Raw genomic sequence first — 16,288 nt, 5'->3', positions numbered from 1 at the left:
GTCTCCAGAGTGAAAGCGCCGGTTCGCTAATCTATCCGGAAACGCAGGGCTTCCGGATGATATTTCGCTTAGAAACCATGCTCCAGCCAGGCCGTAATCTGCGTCACCATCGCCTCGGTGGAAATACCGTAGCGGTCGTGCAGCGTCGGCAGCGCGCCCGCGGCCAGAAAGGCATCGGGCAGGGCGATCTGACGGAAGCCAGGCGTTACGCCGTGGCGCAGCAGCAATGCCGCAATGGCTTCGCCCAGGCCACCGGTAATCGAGTGGTTTTCCGCCGTAATCACCAGTCGTCCCGCGCTGGCCGCTTCGCCAGCCTCGCGCAGTATGGTCGCCTCATCCAGCGGCTTAATCACCGGGGAATGCACCACGCCTACCTCAATGCCGCGAGTTTCCAGCCGTTCCGCCGCTTCCAGCGCGCGCATCGTCATTAAGCCGCTGCTGATAATCACCGCATGTTTGCCCGAGCGCAGGCGCTGCGCTTTGCCGTGTTGATAGCGGTAGCCATACTTATCCAGCACCAGCGGGACTTTGCCGCGCAGCAGCCGCATATAGACCGGCCCCTGATGTTCGGCGATAGCGGGCACCACCTGGCTGATTTCCCGTGAATCGCAGGGATCGATAATCGTCAGGTTGGGCATACCGCGAAATATCGCCAGATCTTCCGTCGCCTGATGGCTTGGGCCGTAGCCGGTTGTCAGGCCGGGCAGGGCGCAGGCGATTTTTACATTAAGGTTCTCTTCGGCTATCGCCATACAGATAAAGTCATAGGCGCGGCGCGAAGCAAACACCGCATAGGTTGTCACAAAGGGCGTAAAGCCTTCGCGCGCCATACCGGCGGCGGCGCTCATCAGCAGCTGCTCCGCCATTCCCATCTGAAAGAAACGATCGGGAAAAGCCTCGGCGAAAAGATGCAGATCGGTATATTTGCTCAGATCGGCGGTTAACCCGACGATATCCTGACGCTGACGCGCCAGGCTGATCAGCGCGTGGCCAAAGGGCGCGGATTCCGTGGGCTGACTCTCAGCGGCAATCGAGGCGATCATCGCCGAAGTGGTCAGCCGTTTTTTTAACGCAGAAGTATTCATCTTATTCTCCCTGTTCCAGTGCGGTAAGGGCTTTATCCCATTCATCGGCGTCAACGCGAATAAAGTGGGTCTTTTCCCGGGTTTCAAGGAAAGGCACGCCTTTGCCCATTCGGGTATCGCAAATAATCACGCGTGGCTGCGCCTGCGGCCAGTTGCGCGCGGCATCAAAAGCGACGACCAGTGCATCGATATCGTTGCCGTCCACCCGCTGCGTATACCAGCCGAAAGCCTGCCAGCGCGCCTCAACCGGCTCAAACGCCAGGATCTCGCTGCTGTGGCCATCCGCCTGCTGGTTATTAATGTCGATAATGGCGATCAGATTATCCAGCTGCCAGTGCGACGCCGACATTGCCGCTTCCCAGGTTGATCCCTCGTTCAGTTCGCCGTCGGAAAGCAGGTTATAAACCCGCGATGACGATCCTTTCCGCTTCAGCCCAAGACAGGCACCAACCGCAATACCCAATCCATGTCCCAGCGAGCCGCCGGTAATCTCCATGCCGGGCGTATAAGCCGCCATGCCGGACATCGGCAGGCGACTCTCGTCGCTGCCGTAAGTTTCGCGCTCCGCTTCAGGGATAACGCCCGCCTCCAGCAGCGCCGCGTAAAGCGCGATAGCATAATGACCAATTGAGAGATAAAACCGATCGCGGCCTTCCCATTGGGGATCGGCGGCGCGATAGTTCAGCGCATGGAAATAGCTCACGGCGAGCAGATCGGCAGCGCCAAGGGCCTGGCCGATATAGCCCTGGCCCTGAACCTGGCCCATCAGCAGCGCATGGCGTCGAATACGGGCGGCGCGCTGGCGTAGCGTCAGCGACGAAGTTTCAGTATGCATAGAACCTCCTGATTAACGATTAACGTCCGCTGCCCGGATGCGCAGCACGCAGAGCGCACCCAGCAGCAGAACCGCAGCGATAAAGTACATGCCTGAGGCGGGCGAACCGGTCAGCGTGGTAATCGCGCCGATAAGCCAGGGCGAAAAGAATCCGGCGAGATTGGCGATGCAGTTCACCGCCGCGATACCGGCCGCGGCAGAGACGCCGCCCAGCAGATTGGTTGGCAGCATCCAGAACAGCGACGAGGCGGAGAGAATGCCTGCCGCCGCAACGCAGAGGAAGGAGAGCGACAGCGCAACGCTATGGCCCAGCAGGGTCGCCAGCGTCAGGCCCGCCATGCCAAGCAGCATCGGAATGATAAGGTGCCAGCGGCGCTCGCGATGACGATCGCCGCTGCGTCCCGCTATCAGCATAAAAACGATGGCGCACAGATAGGGCAAACTGGTAAGCAGGCCAATATGCAGCGGTTCGCGGATGCCAGCGTTTCTTACCAGCGTCGGCAGCCAGAAGGTCAGGGCGTACTGACCCATCACCACGCAAAAATAGATAGCCGCCAGCGTCCAGAGCCGCTTATCCGCCACGAAAGCCTTAATGGTGCCGTGGTGCGACTTTTGCTGGTTATCTTCCTCCAGATCGGCGCGCACCATGTTTTTTTCGCTTTCGTCGAGCCATTTCGCCTGTTCAACGCGATCTTTGAGCACCACCAGCACGACCAATCCCATCAGGATCGTCGGGATCGCTTCCAGCATGAACATCCATTGCCATCCCGCCCAGCCGCGCGATCCGGCGAAGGTCTCCATTATCCAGCCCGAGAGCGGGCCGCCGATCATGCCGGAGAGCGGAATCGCGACGAACCAGAGCACCGTCATGCGCGCCCGTCGTTGGGCAGGGAACCACCAGGTGAGATAGAGCAGCAAACCCGGGGCCAGGCCAGCTTCCGCCACGCCGAGCAGGAAGCGCAGCAGGTAGAACTGCCAGGCTGTCTCGACAAAGGCGAAGGCGCCGGAGATCAGGCCCCAGGTGATCATAATGCGGGCAACCCAGCGGCGAGCGCCGACGCGGTGCAGGATCAGGTTGCTGGGCACCTCAAAGATAAAATACCCCAGGAAAAAGATCCCGTCGCCCAGTCCATAGACCGTTTCGCTCAGCGCGAGATCGTCCATCATCTGCAGCTTGGCAAAGCCGACGTTGACGCGATCCAGATAGGCGCAGAGGTAACACAGCATTAAAAACGGCATCAGACGCCAGGCGATTTTTCGGTAGGCGCCGTCGCGCGCAGCGACAGCCGCACTGATATTCAGCGTTGTCATAATAATCACTCCGGGAGTGACCAGCAGCCGGGCTGCTGGTGAAAAGGGGGCCGATCAGTGGATCAGCATGCCGCCGTTCACGTCTAAGGTGATGCCGGTGAGGTAGCTGGAGAGATCGCTGGCGAGAAACAGCGCGGCGTTGGCCACATCGTCTGCCTCGCCGAGGCGTCCAAGCGGGATACCGTCAATAATGGCGTGGCGACGTTCGTCATGCAGTAGCCCGCCGGTGATATCGGTCTGGATCAGACCTGGCGTCAGCGCGTTGACGCGGATCTGATCCGGGCCGAACTCGCGCGCCATCGCTTTTGCCAGGCCGAGCACGCCCGCCTTTGCCGCGCTGTAGTGCGGGCCGCCAAAGATACCGCCGCCGCGCTGCGCCGATACCGATGACAGACAGACAATACTGCCGCCGCCCTGACGCTGCATAATGGGGATCACCGCCTGCGACATCAGCAGCGTGCCGCGCAGGTTAACATCGAGGATGCGGTTGTAATCCTCGATGCCGATCTCCAGCGTTTTAACCGGTTGCGTAATGCCCGCGTTATTGACCAGCACGTCAATGCGGCCATATTCCTGCATCACCTGAGCGATAGCGCGCCGAATAGCATCACTGTCGGTGACGTTGGCGGCGAGGCCCAGGTGCCCGGATCCCAGCGCCAGCGCGGTGCGCTGCGCCGCGGTTTCATCCAGATCCAGCACCACGACGCGCGCGCCGTGGCGGGCGAAGCAGGCGGCCGTTGCACGTCCGATACCGCGCTGAGACGCGGCGCCGGTAATAATCGCAACTTTTTCTTTCAGCAACATAAATAACTCCAGTTTCTTTTTTTATAAGGTTCGGTATCGCTACCGGTAGGGTTCATCCTCAGCATTAGAAAAGGCGACAACGTTGGCAATGCAAAAAAATTCATTTGATGCTGAATGAAATTGTTGGTTTGATGCAGTTAACATTTTTTATTTTTTAAAACGGATATAAATCACAAAAACGTGAGCGGGAATGTTTATGGAAAAGCCTGTCAGTCAGCTTCCTTCTTTAAAATCGCTGCGCGTATTTGAAGAGGTGGCGCAAAATGGAAATGTGGCCCGGGCGGCGGAAAAATTAAATATCACGGCGTCAGCGGCGAGCCACCAGCTGGCGAAACTGGAGAAAGAGCTGGGCTCAATTTTATTTCACCGATCGGCGAAAGGCGTGGTATTAACTCTGGCGGGAGAGCGTTATTTAGAGGAGATTCGACCGCTGATCCTGGGGCTGACGCAGGCGACGGCGCGTCTGCGTAATGAGAAAGATCGCAGCGCGCTGCGTATTCACTGCGCACCCAGTTTTGGGCTGTTATGGCTGCTGCCGCGTCTTCATAAATTTCGCGAGGCGCACCCGGAAATACAGGTTACGCTCTCCTGTTCTTATGAAAATCTCTCTTTTAGCCGCGATAATATCGATATTGCGGTGCGCCATGGGTTTCCTGAATGGAAGGCATTTGAAATAAAAACCATTCGCCATGAAAAAATGTCGGTGCTGGCATCGCCCGCGTATCTGGAAAAATATCCGCTGCGTGAACCCGCCGAATTAAACAACCACGCGCTGATCCTTTCCGAGTCGCCGCTTATTCAGTGGCCGCAGTGGTTCGCCACGCAGCAATTGCCGCAGCCCGCCAGAGAGTGGCTGTTTCGCTTCGATCGCTCTTATATGAGCCTTGAAGCCGCAATGCTCGGCCATGGGCTTATCTTTGAAAGCGAACTGCTGGCCGCTGATTATCTACGCAGCGGCAAACTGGTAACGGTATTTGACGCTGCCCTGAGTTTGCCGGTCAGCGCCCATCACCTGGTTTATCCGCGCGGCTATGCGCAGTTTCCTCGCGTGAGTGACTTTCTGCAGTGGATTCAGGCGCAGCTGAGCGAATAAGCGGGCTAGCCGCGGTATCTGACGGCTTCCACAAAAGCGGCGAAGGCGGAGGAGGTGTTCCGTCGGTTAGGATAGTAGAGGTGAAACCCTTCGAATGTCGGACTCCAGTCGGCGAGCACTTCAATCAGACGGCCTGCTTCAATATGAGGCCGCGCCATCTGCTCCGGCACATAGGCCAGACCGATACCGTCCAGCGCGCCGTTCATGACGTGAATAATACTGTTGGATAGCAGCGGGCCATTTACCCGGATATTTAATTTGCGATCGTCCTTTTCAAATTCCCAGGCGTAGACGCTGCCGCCGACCGAGTGTCGGATATTAATACAGCGATGCGCCGTCAGATCCTGCGGAATAACGGGAACAGGATGCGTCTGAAAATAGTCGGGCGTGCCGACCACCGCCAGCCGCCAGTCTGGCCCCAGTCGAACCGCAATCATATCGCGGCTGATCGATTCACCCAGTCGAATGCCGGCGTCAAAACGCTCCGTGACAATATTGGTAAAACCGTAGTCGATACAAATTTCCACGCTGATATCAGGATATCTGGCAAAAAAAGCGGGCAGCGCAGGGCGAAGCAGGCTTTCGGCGGCATCGTCGGAACAGGTAATGCGTATATTGCCGGCAGGAGTATCACGTAATTCGCCAATGCGGGCAATTTCGCTATTAATCTGTTCAAACAGCGGCGCAACCGACTGCAACAAACGTTCGCCCGCTTCCGTTGGCGCGACATTACGCGTGGTGCGCGCCAGCAGGCGCACGCCGATGCGCTCTTCCAGATTACGGATAGTATGGCTGAGTGCGGAAGGACTCACCCCCAGGCCTGCCGCTGCTTTGGTAAAGCTCTGCTCCCTCGCCACAGCAATAAACGCCTGAATATCATTCATCTTATCCATACCTTATTAATGATTTTAATTCACAGAGAGTGGAAAATTATCTTATTGAGGCGGGCGAATCCAATCGCATTTACTCAATCGCACAGATCATTAAAACCCGCCATGCCCAGAAAAAGCCTCTGCGTGGGCGTTTAGTTAATTACTGAATTTTATTCAGCAGCGTATGCGGCGTCAGCAGGTTAATCATTCCACTCTTCTCTGTAAGGATAGAGTGAAATCGATAGCCATTAAGGCCGGAGCTCTATGGAAATTCAAATTAACAATAAAACCCTGCAGGTCGATGCCGAAGGCGACACGCCGTTATTATGGGTGTTGCGCGACGACCTGGGCATGACCGGGACAAAATATGGCTGCGGTCTGGCGCAGTGCGGCGCCTGCTCAGTCATGATCGACGGAAAGATAGCGCGATCCTGCGTCACCCCGATTGATAAGGTCGCCGGTAAGCAGATCACCACTATCGAGGCGATCGAAGCGGATGATACGGGCAAACGCGTCGTACAGGCCTGGGTGAAGCATCAGGTACCGCAGTGCGGCTATTGCCAGTCTGGTCAGGTGATGGCGGCGACTGCGCTGCTAAAGCAGAACGCGCGCCCAACCGACCAGGAGATTGCGGCGGCGATGGTGAATCTCTGCCGCTGCGGCACTTATAACGCCATCAGCGCAGCCATCCACGAGGTAGCGAGTCAGGGGGACCAACCGTGAAAGCCTCTTCCAGCGCACCAGATATTGCCTTCGGGGATGAACCTGTCAGTTTGTCACGCCGCCGATTTTTGCTCGCCTCGGGCAGCGTAGCAGGCGCGTTCGTGCTGGGGATTGGTCTGCCTGTGGGGCAGGCTCGCGCGCAGGCGGCTGAACAGACACTGCCGCCCGGTACGCGCGTCCCGGCGTTTCTTGAAATCCGGCCAGACGGCAGCGTGCGTTTTCTGTCGCCGTTTATCGAAGGCGGACAGGGCATTTTTACTGCTATGGCGCAGATCGTCGGTGAAGAGCTGGATGCCGATCCCGCCACGTTCCTGGTAGAGAATGCCCCGGCTGGCGAACAGTACAAGGTGATGGATAGCGGCATGCGCATTACCGGCGGCAGCCAGTCGGTGCGAACCAGCTACGCGACGATGCGCCGCCTCGGCGCGCTGGCGCGTCAGATGCTGTTGCAGGCAGCGGCGGACTCGCTGGGCGTGCCGCTTGCGGCGCTGCGCACCGAACCTGGAAAAGTCGTGCACGACGCCTCAGGGCGTACGCTGACTTACGGCGAGCTTGCCAGCCGCGCACGCGATCTGCCGGTTCCGCCCGCTGATTCCGTCGTCTTAAAAGATCCTGCTCAGTTTCGCTGGATCGGCAAACCCGTTAAGCGCGTCGATGTTTATGAGAAATCGACCGGGCAGGCCATCTACACCATCGACTGCCGCGTCGACAATATGCTGCACGCGGCGGTACAGCACGCACCACGCCTGGGAATGGAGGCCGGTGAGCTACGCAACGCAGCGCAGGTTAAGGCCATGAAGGGCGTGCACTCCGTTCACCGGTTATCAGGCGCGGTGGCGGTGGTCGCCGAGCGTTGGTGGCAGGCGAAACGCGCCGTTGAGGCATTGCAGGTCGACTGGCAGGCTGCGACAGACGCTGATGCGATGTCGGCGGATTTCTCCTCCGACGATTTTGCGCAAACGCTGGCTAATGAACCGGGCGAGGGCAAAGAGGCTGAGGTCAAAGGCGATCTGGCAACGGGCCTGTCTGCGGCCAAAACCACGATAAGCGCCACCTACCACAGCCAGTACCTTAACCATGCCCAGTTGGAGCCGCCTTCGGCGCTGGCGCGCTTCAACGATAACGGCACGCTGGATCTCTGGATCCCTAATCAGGCGCCGGAGATGTTTCAGGGTGAAGTAGCGAAACGCACCGGGCTGGCCGCCGATAACATTATGATCCATTCGCCGTTGCTGGGCGGCTTTTTCGGCCGTCACTTTGTTTACGACGGCGCGATGGCGTGGCCGCAGGCGATTGAACTGGCGAAAGCGACAGGCCGTCCGATCAAGCTGATCTGGAGCCGTGAAGAGGAGTTCCTGCGCGACACCCGTCGCCCGATGGCGGCGGTGCGCTTCCGCGCCGGGCTGGATGAAGAGGGATATCCGCTGGCGCTGGAAGCGGTCAGCATCTGCGAAGGCCCGACCGAAGGCACTTCAGGTAAGCAGGGCGATAAGCTCGATCCGACCGCCACCGAGGGCCTGACCGGCAAAGCCTATGATATTCCCCATGTGCGCATCGCGCAGATCTATAAAAAAGGGCCGGTGAAACTGGGCTACTGGCGTTCCGTCGGCAATTCGATGAACGATTTTCTCTATGAGAGCTTCCTTGATGAGATTGCGGATAAAGGCAAGGTAGATCCCTATGAACTGCGGCTGCGCCTGCTGAAAGGCAATCCGCGCCTGACGACGCTGCTGGAAGCGGTAGCAGAGCTGTCAGGCGGCTGGAAACCGGGTCCCTATACCGCCGACGATGGCAGCCGACGCGCCCGGGGCGTGGCGATGGCGTCGCCGTTCGGCACCGAAGCGGCTGCGATAGCGGAAGTTTCGATTGAGAACGGGCAGGTCAGGGTGCATCGGGTCTGGGAGGCGATCGATCCCGGCAGCATCGTCAATCCGGCCATCGTCGAGGCACAGGTTAACAGTGCGGTCGCGCTGGGGTTATCGCAGGTTCTGCTGGAAGAGAGCCTGTTTGAAAAGGGCCAGCCGGTCGCGCGTAACTACGACCTTTATCCCATTCTGCCGCCATCACGCATGGCGCAGGTCGAGGTACGCATTATCGAGAGCGGCGCAAAAATGGGCGGCATCGGCGAACCGCCGCTGCCCGCCGTGCCGCCTGCGGTCGCAAATGCGGTCTCCAGGCTGACCGGCCAGCGTATCCGCTCTATGCCGCTTTCACGCTACAACTTTACCTGAGCCGCCGATTTTTAGGGAAAACATCATGACTATAAAAAGGCTCTGCCTGTTGCTGACGGCAACGCTGATCGTCGTGGCTGCCGTGCTGCTGTGGACGCTGCGCACGCCAGCGTCGCCTTTCTCGAAGGCGACCTCGACGGAGGCGGCCGCATCGCCCGACCTTATCCGGCGCGGCGAATATGTCGCCAGACTCAGCGACTGCGTCGCCTGCCACAGCACGCCAGAGAACGCCCCCTTTTCCGGCGGTCTGCCGATGGCGACGCCGGCAGGAAAAATCTATACCACCAACATTACGCCTGACAAAGAGACCGGCATCGGCCGCTATTCGCTGGCTGACTTTGATCGGGCGGTACGTCAGGGCGTAGCGCGCGACGGGCATCGGCTCTATCCGGCGATGCCGTTTCCTTCTTATCAAAAGCTGAACGACGAGGATATCCGCGCCCTTTATGTCTTTATGATGCATGGCGTTCAGCCCGCCGCGCGGCAAAACCAGCCGACGGAAATTCCGTGGCCGCTTAATATGCGCTGGCCGCTGGCCTTATGGCGCGCCGCATTCGCCGCTGGCGCGCCTTATCAGACGGTGGAGAAGCGCGACGATCGCTGGAACCGGGGCGCTTACCTGGTCGAAGGCCCGGGGCACTGCGGCAGTTGCCATACGCCGCGCGGTCTGGCCTTTAACGAAAAAGCGCTGGACGCAACCAGCCCGGACTATCTGGCGGGCGCGCTGCTTGACGGCTGGTACGCGCCCAGTCTGCGAGGCGACGTGGGCAGCGGCATCAGCCGCTGGAGCGAAGATGACGTGGTAGCGTTTCTGCAAAAGGGACGCAACCAGCACGCCGTGGTTTTCGGCTCGATGGCCGATGCGTTTAACAACTCAACGCAGTTTATGCGCGACGACGATCTGCGCGCCATCGCGCACTATCTCAAGTCGCTGCCGCCAGGCAGCAACGACAGCGGTAAAGCCTGGCGTTACCCGGCGCAGAGTGAACAGGGCGCAAGCCGCCTTCCCGGCGAGCAGACCTTTAACGCGCGCTGCAGCAGCTGCCATGGCGCCGACGGTCGCGGACAAGCGCCCTGGATCCCGCCGCTGGCTGGGGCGACCTCTATGCAGGTAGAGGCCTCTTCGGCGATCAATATCGTGCTTAATGGATCAGCCCGCATTATTGCCGACGGTGTTCCGGATGCTTACCGGATGCCGCCCTACCGTAAACAGCTTTCCGACCAGGAGACGGCGGACGTGCTTAATTATATTCGCTCCTCCTGGGGCAACGGCGGCGCGCAGACAACGGCAAAAGCGGTGGGAGAGATGCGTCAGCATACCGATCCTGCCAGCAGCAACGTCATTATTCTACAGATGCGGTGATGCGGACTGATGCGCGCTGTTCAGACTGCTGCGGCAGCGTGCATCAGCCATTACTGAATTTAATTCACAATTACATCCGGTTTATCCAGGTTAATTCAATCCGGCAGTTTGGGTAGGATCTTATAGCCCTGAAAATTATGGATTCTCTTATGACCGCTATGACTACGCACGCTGCATCGCGTCACTCTGCCGCCTGGGGCGCCATTTTCTCTATGGCGCTTGGCGTCGTGGTGCTGATCGCCTCTGAATTTATGCCTGTCAGTCTGCTGACGCCCGTGGCGCAGGAGCTGGGCATCAGCCAGGGACAAGCAGGCCAGGCGATCTCTGTGAGCGGGTTTTTCGCCGTGCTGACCAGTCTGCTTAATACGCCGCTTACCGGCCGCTTTGACCGCAAGAAGGTGCTGAGCACCTTTACGCTTTTACTGACAATTTCCGGTCTGACTGTCACATTCGCGCCAGACGGACTAATTTTTATTGTCGGCCGCGCGCTGCTTGGCGTGGCGATAGGCGGATTCTGGTCGATGTCGACGGCGACGGTTATGCGCCTCGCGCCTCCTCATGCCGTGGCGAAGGGGCTGGCGCTGATTAACGGCGGCAATGCGCTGGCCGCCACCGTCGCCGCGCCGCTCGGAAGTTACCTCGGGCAGTATATTGGCTGGCGCGGCGCATTTTTTATTGTCGTGCCGCTGGCTGTCGCCGCGTTTATCTGGCAGTGGCGCGCTATTCCGTCGCTGCCGGCGCAGGGAGATAACCATACCGCGAACCCTTTGCGACTGCTTCGCTTGCCGCACGTCGCCTCGGGAATGGCCGCGATTCTGGCGCTGTTTATGGGACAGTTTGCTATTTTCACCTATCTGCGCCCGTTTATGGAGTCGGTAACGGGAGCCAGCGTCAGCGCGCTCTCGTTTATTTTGCTGCTGTTGGGCGCCGCCGGGCTGGCAGGCACCTGGGCTGTCGACCGGCTGCTGAAGAGACACTTATTTCGCTGTCTGATTCTGATCCCGCTGGCGATGGCGACCCTCGGCGCGCTGCTGATCTGGCAGGGTCATTCACTGCTGATAACGGGCGCGCTTTTAGCGATATGGGGACTGGTTTCGACGCCTGCGCCGGTCGCCTGGGGGCTGTGGCTGAGCCGCGCGCTGCCGGAAAGCGCAGAGGCGGGCGGCGGCCTGATGGTTGCCGTGATCCAGCTGGCGATAACCGCAGGCGCGGCGCTGGGCGGCGAGCTGTTCGATGCAGTGGGTTGGTGGAGCCCTTTTGCTATGGGCGTTGTGCTGCTTATGCTGTCGGCGCTGTTTGCCGCGCTGGCAAACCGACACTATCTTCACCAGGATGCCCAGCGTTAACAGGGCATCGTTGACTATTTAACCGCCAGGGCACGCCCTGGCTTAATCGCAGCCGGAGAGATCAGGTCATGCACAACCTTGATATGCAGGTATTGAACGCAGGATTGCAGTGGGTTGACACGCATGAGGTATGGCTCTGTACGGTACTCTCTACCTACGGTTCTTCGCCGCGTCCGCCCGGTGCGATGATGATCATCCGCAAAGAGGGGCATCACTGCGGTTCGCTTTCAGGCGGCTGCGTTGAAGAAAGTTTTATTGAGCGCATCAATCAAAACGCGTTCCCGGCGTCCAGTCAGGTGGTGCGCTACGGCGAAGGGGGCTTTGAACCGGACAGGGCGCTTCCGTGCGGCGGCGTGCTGGATATTCTTGTTGAAAAGCTGCCGCCCGGCGCAGCCAGCCGCGGCTATCTGCAGAAAATGTATGATGCGCTGGTCGCCGCTACGGCGGTTAAAAAGAAGATTATTCTGCCGCATCCTTGTCATGCGCTGGAGCCAGCCGCCTATACCAACAGTACGCTCACTTACCGCGACGGGGCTGCGATAACGTTGACGCTCTCTACCGCGCCGAGACTGGTGATTGGCGGACTTTCCAGCGTAGCGGTTTTTTGCGCGAATTTTGCCGTCGCGCTCGGCTTCGAAACCATTGTTTGCGAACATCGGGAAGAGGCGCTGCAGAATATGGCTGCTTCGCTGGATGCGAACGTCACGCTGATTAAGCAGTTTCCCGCTGTTTATCTGGAGCGGGAAGGTTGCCATGCCGGTACGGCGATCCTGTCGCTCACTCACGATCCGCGCATTGACGATCTCACCATGATGGAAGCGGTGAATTTGCCTGCGTTTTATATCGGCGCGATGGGATCGAAAAAGAACAGCCTCAGAAGAAAAGAGCGGCTGGGCCAGTATGGGGATGTCGCGCCTGAGCAGATAAGCCGTATTCACGCGCCGGTAGGGCTGGATATCGGCAGTAAAACGCCGTCGGAGATCGCGCTGTCCGTTCTGGCGGATATTGTGCGCTATAAGAACGGCTGCGTGGAGGCGAGTGCGCCTTTAGCTGAGCAGGCGTGGGAGCAGGGAAGTTTGATATGAGGATCGCCATTCTGGTTCTGGCTGCCGGATTCAGCCGCCGCTTCAGAGAGAGCGGCGGCGAACATAAGCTACTGGCTTCGCTGAACGGCAAGCCGGTCTTGCAGCACACGCTGGAACATGCCGCTGCTACGGGACTGGATCTCTTTGTGGTAACGCGGCCTGAAGAGACGGAAATAGCGGCGCTTATCAACACGGGCCGTTCCGTTATCTGCAACAGCCAGGGCATCGGCGACTCTATCGCAGCGGGCGTTAAAGCCAGCGCGGATTATGACGGCTGGCTGATTACGCTGGGCGATATGCCGTTTTTAACGGTTGAGAGTTTACTGGCCGTTGCTGATGCGCTGCGTCATGCGCCGCTGGTACGTGCTGAAGTGAATGGCGAGCCCGGCCATCCAGTGGGTTTTCAGCGCCCATTTTATCCTGCGCTTATTGCGCTGTCAGGCGATACGGGCGCACGCGCTTTGCTACAGCGCGCGCCGTGTCAGGCAGTAAAACTCGCGGACAAGGGGTGCGTGCTGGATATTGATACCCGTTCAGATCTTCAGCGCTTTCTTCGCGCCCCGTAAGCTCTCAGCCGGAACGCTTTCCGGCTGAGAAGGGGGATTAAATACTCAGTCCGCCTGCGATATAGCCGCTTCCCGGCGATCTGATATAAACCAGTTTAAGGGTCAGGTGACAGGCGGTGTAAAGGGTGATGTTGTGCTAAAAAAAGTGTTATAAAATTCCACGAGGCTGGTTAACCAGAAGGAATCATTTTATGACAACAGGACTTGCAGTCAGGGAAGAACCCGGTCGGTACTATACCTTTCAGTCCCGGTTGCCTCCGGGTGAATTTTTTGAAATCCGTCCTCGATTTTTACCCTCTAACGCCAAACCGATAACCGACGATGAAAGCGGGATGTGCATTGGTTATTCCGTTTCACAGGCTCCCGGCTTATGGCGTATTTATGATACCGATGGCACTTTTGTCAGGCTTGAAGAAGCTCCGCTTGAATTGCCGCTGATTGATCCACTTGATATTGCGTTACTTGCAGCCGGTGTTTTCCGCATCTTCTTTGCAGGCAGAGCGTTGTTGCAAAGCGGAGCCAGAACGGCCATTGCTGTAAAACTAAGCCAGAGCACCGTTTCTTTCCTGCGTGCCCGGTTAAAAATGGGCCTGTCAGCCCGTAATCTTAAAATGACAGATACAGCAGCAAAACACATGTATAACCCCGGACGCTATGTGCCTTTACAAATTCAGGAGAAAGCTATCCGCTATGGCCGTAGGATGCCAGACCCACAAAAAACCCCAGGTCTTTTCCGTTACGAGACGGACATGTACCGCCTGGTTGAAGACAAATCCCGAAAAGGTTATTACTACTATAAACGCTTTACGCTTGAGGTCATAGTTCGCGAAAAGGACTGGACGATCACACATTTTTTATACAAGTGACAGGGGTATCATGATAGAAATCGTAAGTGGCTCAAGAACATTGCGTCTTTCGCCATTCGAAAGACAAAACACCCCAGATGCCCCCGCATATGACTGGATAAGCACATATGTTGAATATCAACTTCCTGAGTTAAAAACACAATATCAGGCATCATTTTGTGCTGGGGAGTTAATTGATTTGAGGAAAAATATAGCCTCTTTATATCAGGGATTGATTAATGGGAGTAAATTGCCTGATGTAGTGTTCGACAGTACTGAAAATCAGTTAAATCTTCGTTTTATTCCTGTGCCCTATAATTCTATCGTAGTTGAGTTAACGCTCAGACCTGAAAATCCCGCTGAAAGTGTCATCATAAAAGATTCATTTGGCATAGATCAGAGCTACTTTCCGGCATTACTGTCCGGCCTTGACGAGATGATTAACTGGCAGAACTGACCAGCTTTAATCAGATTTTGATTTAGTCGCTAATGTTTGAAACCAATTGATTTAGTTTGGGAACCTGTATTATGGCCTTAAAACTAACAGGATATGAGCAGCAAGACATCTTCTAGGTAATTCATTTACTTAGAGGATTAATTATGGCTGTAAAAAGCAGGGGGCGCGATCGGCTTCCCGATGGTCGCATGAAATCTTATCGTCGTGTTGGTTCACGTTTTACCAGTTGTTCCAGATGGTTTGATAAATCTCCATCCTGGTATCGCAATATGATGATGACCCGGCCAGAGCGTCGTGAAGTAAAAAAGCTTCTTAATCAGGTCTTGCGTGGCCGTGATGCTGACGGTATCGCATTTCCAGTCAGCAATAAGCCGTTTGCATGGTGGTGGTGAACATTTTTAGCCGCTAAAAAACACCGGGGAGTGACAAAACGTGTTTTTGTTGCTGTCCGGGATTGAGCAGGCCAGGTAACAGACTCAGCGAATAATTTACCAACGGTTCTTCCTGACTCTATATCGGTGCACATAATGTATATTATGTTAAATCAGATATCAGTAATACGTAGCGTGGGCTGTTCTGGATACTTCCCTCTCTCCTTTTCTCCCTGAACGGCTAAGACCCCGTTTCAGACCGGGCGTAAATTTGCGGGCCGCCTCGGCTGCTGTGCGCTTTCCTCTTTCGCCACGTATCGGGCTTCTGCTATGGTCCGGCAGACAAAACGCTGGCGGAGGCTTCAGGATGAAGACCACTCACACGCCGCACGATGCGGTGTTCAAAACCTTTCTGTCGCACCCGAAAACCGCTCGCGACTTTATTACGCTGCATCTGCCGCCCGCGTTGCTGGCCATCTGTGACCTGTCGACGCTCAGGCTGGCGTCCGGCAGCTTCGTCGAAGATGATTTACGTCCTTACTACAGTGATGTGCTTTACTCGCTGAAAACGCGCCATGGCGATGGCTACGTGCAGGTTTTGATTGAGCACCAGAGTTCGCCGGATAAACATATGGCCTTTCGCCTGATGCGCTACGCCATCGCCGCCATGCAGCGCCATCTCGATGCCGGCCATAACAGACTACCGCTGGTGATCCCCATTCTGTTCTATCAGGGCAAGCGCAGCCCTTACCCTTATTCCCGGTGCTGGCTCGATCTTTTCAGCGAAACTGAACACGCCGCTGCGCTGTATAGCGGTACGTTCCCGCTGGTTGACGTAACCGTTATTCCCGATGAAGAGATTATGCACCACCGCAGCATGGCGGCGCTGACCCTGCTGCAAAAGCATATTCGCCAGCGCGATTTAGGCAGCCTGCTCGATCGGCTGATAACGCTGATGCGGACTGAATTTATGACCAGACAGCAGGTAATCGCGCTGGTAAACTACATGCTTCAGGTCGGCGAAACGCCCGATCTTGAATTAACCCTTAGCGAACTGGCGCGGCATGTGCCACAGCATGAGGAGCAACTGATGACCATTGCGGAACAGCTGGAACAGCGAGGCATGGAAAAAGGCAAGCGTGAAGCCAGCCTGGAAATTGCCAGAAATATGCTGAAAAGCGGTCTGGATAATGCATTCGTGATGAAAATGACCGGCCTGACCGAACAGGAGCTAAAGCAGCTCCAGCCCTGATCGGGTACGGAAAAGAACCGCGAACTTACGCGGTTCTTCTTATATTCAC

At 57.0% G+C, this 16,288-nt stretch carries 16 protein-coding genes; 11 read left to right on the top strand and 5 right to left on the bottom strand.

Annotated features, from left to right (window positions below; translation table 11 throughout):
* Positions 1 to 68 precede the first annotated feature (68 nt).
* From D7S44_RS05140 to D7S44_RS05125, 4 genes are read right to left on the bottom strand one after another with little or no spacing between them, the layout of a single operon-like run.
* Positions 69 to 1,085 carry a transketolase family protein gene (locus tag D7S44_RS05140; RefSeq protein ID WP_120452609.1) on the bottom strand — a complete coding sequence of 339 codons (1,017 nt, stop codon included), beginning with the start codon at positions 1,083 to 1,085 and terminating at the stop codon, positions 69 to 71.
* A 1-nt stretch (position 1,086) separates the two neighbouring features.
* On the bottom strand, positions 1,087 to 1,920 hold the full coding sequence (locus D7S44_RS05135; RefSeq protein ID WP_120452607.1) for a transketolase: 834 nt from the start codon (positions 1,918 to 1,920) through the stop codon (positions 1,087 to 1,089).
* Between the two features lie 12 nt (positions 1,921 to 1,932).
* Entirely contained in the window at positions 1,933 to 3,231 is a 1,299-nt protein-coding gene (locus D7S44_RS05130) for an MFS transporter (RefSeq protein WP_120452605.1), read from the bottom strand.
* Between the two features lie 54 nt (positions 3,232 to 3,285).
* The gene (locus D7S44_RS05125) at positions 3,286 to 4,035 is read right to left on the bottom strand and encodes an SDR family NAD(P)-dependent oxidoreductase (protein ID WP_120452603.1); all 750 of its coding nucleotides are present in this window, start codon (positions 4,033 to 4,035) and stop codon (positions 3,286 to 3,288) included.
* Positions 4,036 to 4,231: 196 nt separating this feature from the next.
* Between D7S44_RS05125 and D7S44_RS05120 the strand changes: the two genes are divergently transcribed.
* Positions 4,232 to 5,128: a LysR substrate-binding domain-containing protein gene (locus D7S44_RS05120; protein WP_120452601.1), complete on the top strand. Its 897-nt coding sequence runs from the start codon at positions 4,232 to 4,234 to the stop codon at positions 5,126 to 5,128.
* Between the two features lie 5 nt (positions 5,129 to 5,133).
* Here the strand turns inward: D7S44_RS05120 and D7S44_RS05115 are convergent, their stop codons facing one another.
* The gene (locus tag D7S44_RS05115; RefSeq protein WP_205685209.1) at positions 5,134 to 6,012 is read right to left on the bottom strand and encodes a LysR family transcriptional regulator; all 879 of its coding nucleotides are present in this window, start codon (positions 6,010 to 6,012) and stop codon (positions 5,134 to 5,136) included.
* Positions 6,013 to 6,264: 252 nt separating this feature from the next.
* Here D7S44_RS05115 and D7S44_RS05110 point away from each other — a divergent pair, with 252 nt between their 5' ends.
* The 10 genes from D7S44_RS05110 to D7S44_RS05065 all read left to right on the top strand — a co-directional run bounded on the left by D7S44_RS05110 (position 6,265) and on the right by D7S44_RS05065 (position 16,239).
* A complete protein-coding gene (locus D7S44_RS05110) occupies positions 6,265 to 6,723 on the top strand; it encodes a (2Fe-2S)-binding protein (protein WP_120452596.1) in 459 nt (152 codons plus the stop codon).
* Positions 6,720 to 8,954: a xanthine dehydrogenase family protein molybdopterin-binding subunit gene (locus D7S44_RS05105; protein WP_120452594.1), complete on the top strand. Its 2,235-nt coding sequence runs from the start codon at positions 6,720 to 6,722 to the stop codon at positions 8,952 to 8,954. The genes D7S44_RS05110 and D7S44_RS05105 overlap by 4 nt, the downstream gene beginning before the upstream one ends.
* A gap of 25 nt (positions 8,955 to 8,979) precedes the next feature.
* On the top strand, positions 8,980 to 10,317 hold the full coding sequence (locus D7S44_RS05100; protein WP_120452592.1) for a c-type cytochrome: 1,338 nt from the start codon (positions 8,980 to 8,982) through the stop codon (positions 10,315 to 10,317).
* A 149-nt stretch (positions 10,318 to 10,466) separates the two neighbouring features.
* Entirely contained in the window at positions 10,467 to 11,663 is a 1,197-nt protein-coding gene (locus D7S44_RS05095; protein WP_205685208.1) for an MFS transporter, read from the top strand.
* Between the two features lie 68 nt (positions 11,664 to 11,731).
* Positions 11,732 to 12,748, top strand: coding sequence for an XdhC family protein (locus D7S44_RS05090; RefSeq protein WP_120452590.1), 1,017 nt, complete (start codon positions 11,732 to 11,734; stop codon positions 12,746 to 12,748).
* Entirely contained in the window at positions 12,745 to 13,314 is a 570-nt protein-coding gene (locus D7S44_RS05085) for a nucleotidyltransferase family protein (protein ID WP_120452589.1), read from the top strand. The genes D7S44_RS05090 and D7S44_RS05085 overlap by 4 nt, the downstream gene beginning before the upstream one ends.
* A 191-nt stretch (positions 13,315 to 13,505) precedes the next feature.
* On the top strand, positions 13,506 to 14,180 hold the full coding sequence (locus D7S44_RS05080; RefSeq protein ID WP_240629427.1) for a hypothetical protein: 675 nt from the start codon (positions 13,506 to 13,508) through the stop codon (positions 14,178 to 14,180).
* A 10-nt stretch (positions 14,181 to 14,190) separates the two neighbouring features.
* The gene (locus D7S44_RS05075; protein ID WP_120452587.1) at positions 14,191 to 14,616 is read left to right on the top strand and encodes a WapI family immunity protein; all 426 of its coding nucleotides are present in this window, start codon (positions 14,191 to 14,193) and stop codon (positions 14,614 to 14,616) included.
* Positions 14,617 to 14,759: 143 nt separating this feature from the next.
* On the top strand, positions 14,760 to 15,008 hold the full coding sequence (locus tag D7S44_RS05070) for a hypothetical protein (protein ID WP_120452585.1): 249 nt from the start codon (positions 14,760 to 14,762) through the stop codon (positions 15,006 to 15,008).
* A gap of 346 nt (positions 15,009 to 15,354) precedes the next feature.
* A complete protein-coding gene (locus D7S44_RS05065) occupies positions 15,355 to 16,239 on the top strand; it encodes an Rpn family recombination-promoting nuclease/putative transposase (protein ID WP_120452583.1) in 885 nt (294 codons plus the stop codon).
* Positions 16,240 to 16,288: the final 49 nt, after the last annotated feature.

The organism is Pantoea piersonii, assembly GCF_003612015.1.
GTDB classification, from domain to species: domain Bacteria; phylum Pseudomonadota; class Gammaproteobacteria; order Enterobacterales; family Enterobacteriaceae; genus Pantoea; species Pantoea piersonii.
This window is presented reverse-complemented; position numbering and strand designations above follow the sequence as displayed.

Excerpts from the sequence above, each read along its gene's own strand:
- D7S44_RS05070 (WP_120452585.1), top strand. The coding sequence starts at position 14,760 with ATGGCTGTAAAAAGCAGGGGGCGCGATCGGCTTCCCGATGGTCGCATG.
- D7S44_RS05130 (WP_120452605.1), bottom strand. The coding sequence starts at position 3,231 with ATGACAACGCTGAATATCAGTGCGGCTGTCGCTGCGCGCGACGGCGCC.
- D7S44_RS05095 (WP_205685208.1), top strand. The coding sequence starts at position 10,467 with ATGACCGCTATGACTACGCACGCTGCATCGCGTCACTCTGCCGCCTGG.
- D7S44_RS05120 (WP_120452601.1), top strand. The coding sequence starts at position 4,232 with ATGGAAAAGCCTGTCAGTCAGCTTCCTTCTTTAAAATCGCTGCGCGTA.
- D7S44_RS05065 (WP_120452583.1), top strand. The coding sequence starts at position 15,355 with ATGAAGACCACTCACACGCCGCACGATGCGGTGTTCAAAACCTTTCTG.
- D7S44_RS05075 (WP_120452587.1), top strand. The coding sequence starts at position 14,191 with ATGATAGAAATCGTAAGTGGCTCAAGAACATTGCGTCTTTCGCCATTC.
- D7S44_RS05080 (WP_240629427.1), top strand. The coding sequence starts at position 13,506 with ATGACAACAGGACTTGCAGTCAGGGAAGAACCCGGTCGGTACTATACC.
- D7S44_RS05140 (WP_120452609.1), bottom strand. The coding sequence starts at position 1,085 with ATGAATACTTCTGCGTTAAAAAAACGGCTGACCACTTCGGCGATGATC.
- D7S44_RS05100 (WP_120452592.1), top strand. The coding sequence starts at position 8,980 with ATGACTATAAAAAGGCTCTGCCTGTTGCTGACGGCAACGCTGATCGTC.
- D7S44_RS05115 (WP_205685209.1), bottom strand. The coding sequence starts at position 6,012 with ATGAATGATATTCAGGCGTTTATTGCTGTGGCGAGGGAGCAGAGCTTT.
- D7S44_RS05110 (WP_120452596.1), top strand. The coding sequence starts at position 6,265 with ATGGAAATTCAAATTAACAATAAAACCCTGCAGGTCGATGCCGAAGGC.
- D7S44_RS05085 (WP_120452589.1), top strand. The coding sequence starts at position 12,745 with ATGAGGATCGCCATTCTGGTTCTGGCTGCCGGATTCAGCCGCCGCTTC.
- D7S44_RS05090 (WP_120452590.1), top strand. The coding sequence starts at position 11,732 with ATGCACAACCTTGATATGCAGGTATTGAACGCAGGATTGCAGTGGGTT.
- D7S44_RS05125 (WP_120452603.1), bottom strand. The coding sequence starts at position 4,035 with ATGTTGCTGAAAGAAAAAGTTGCGATTATTACCGGCGCCGCGTCTCAG.
- D7S44_RS05135 (WP_120452607.1), bottom strand. The coding sequence starts at position 1,920 with ATGCATACTGAAACTTCGTCGCTGACGCTACGCCAGCGCGCCGCCCGT.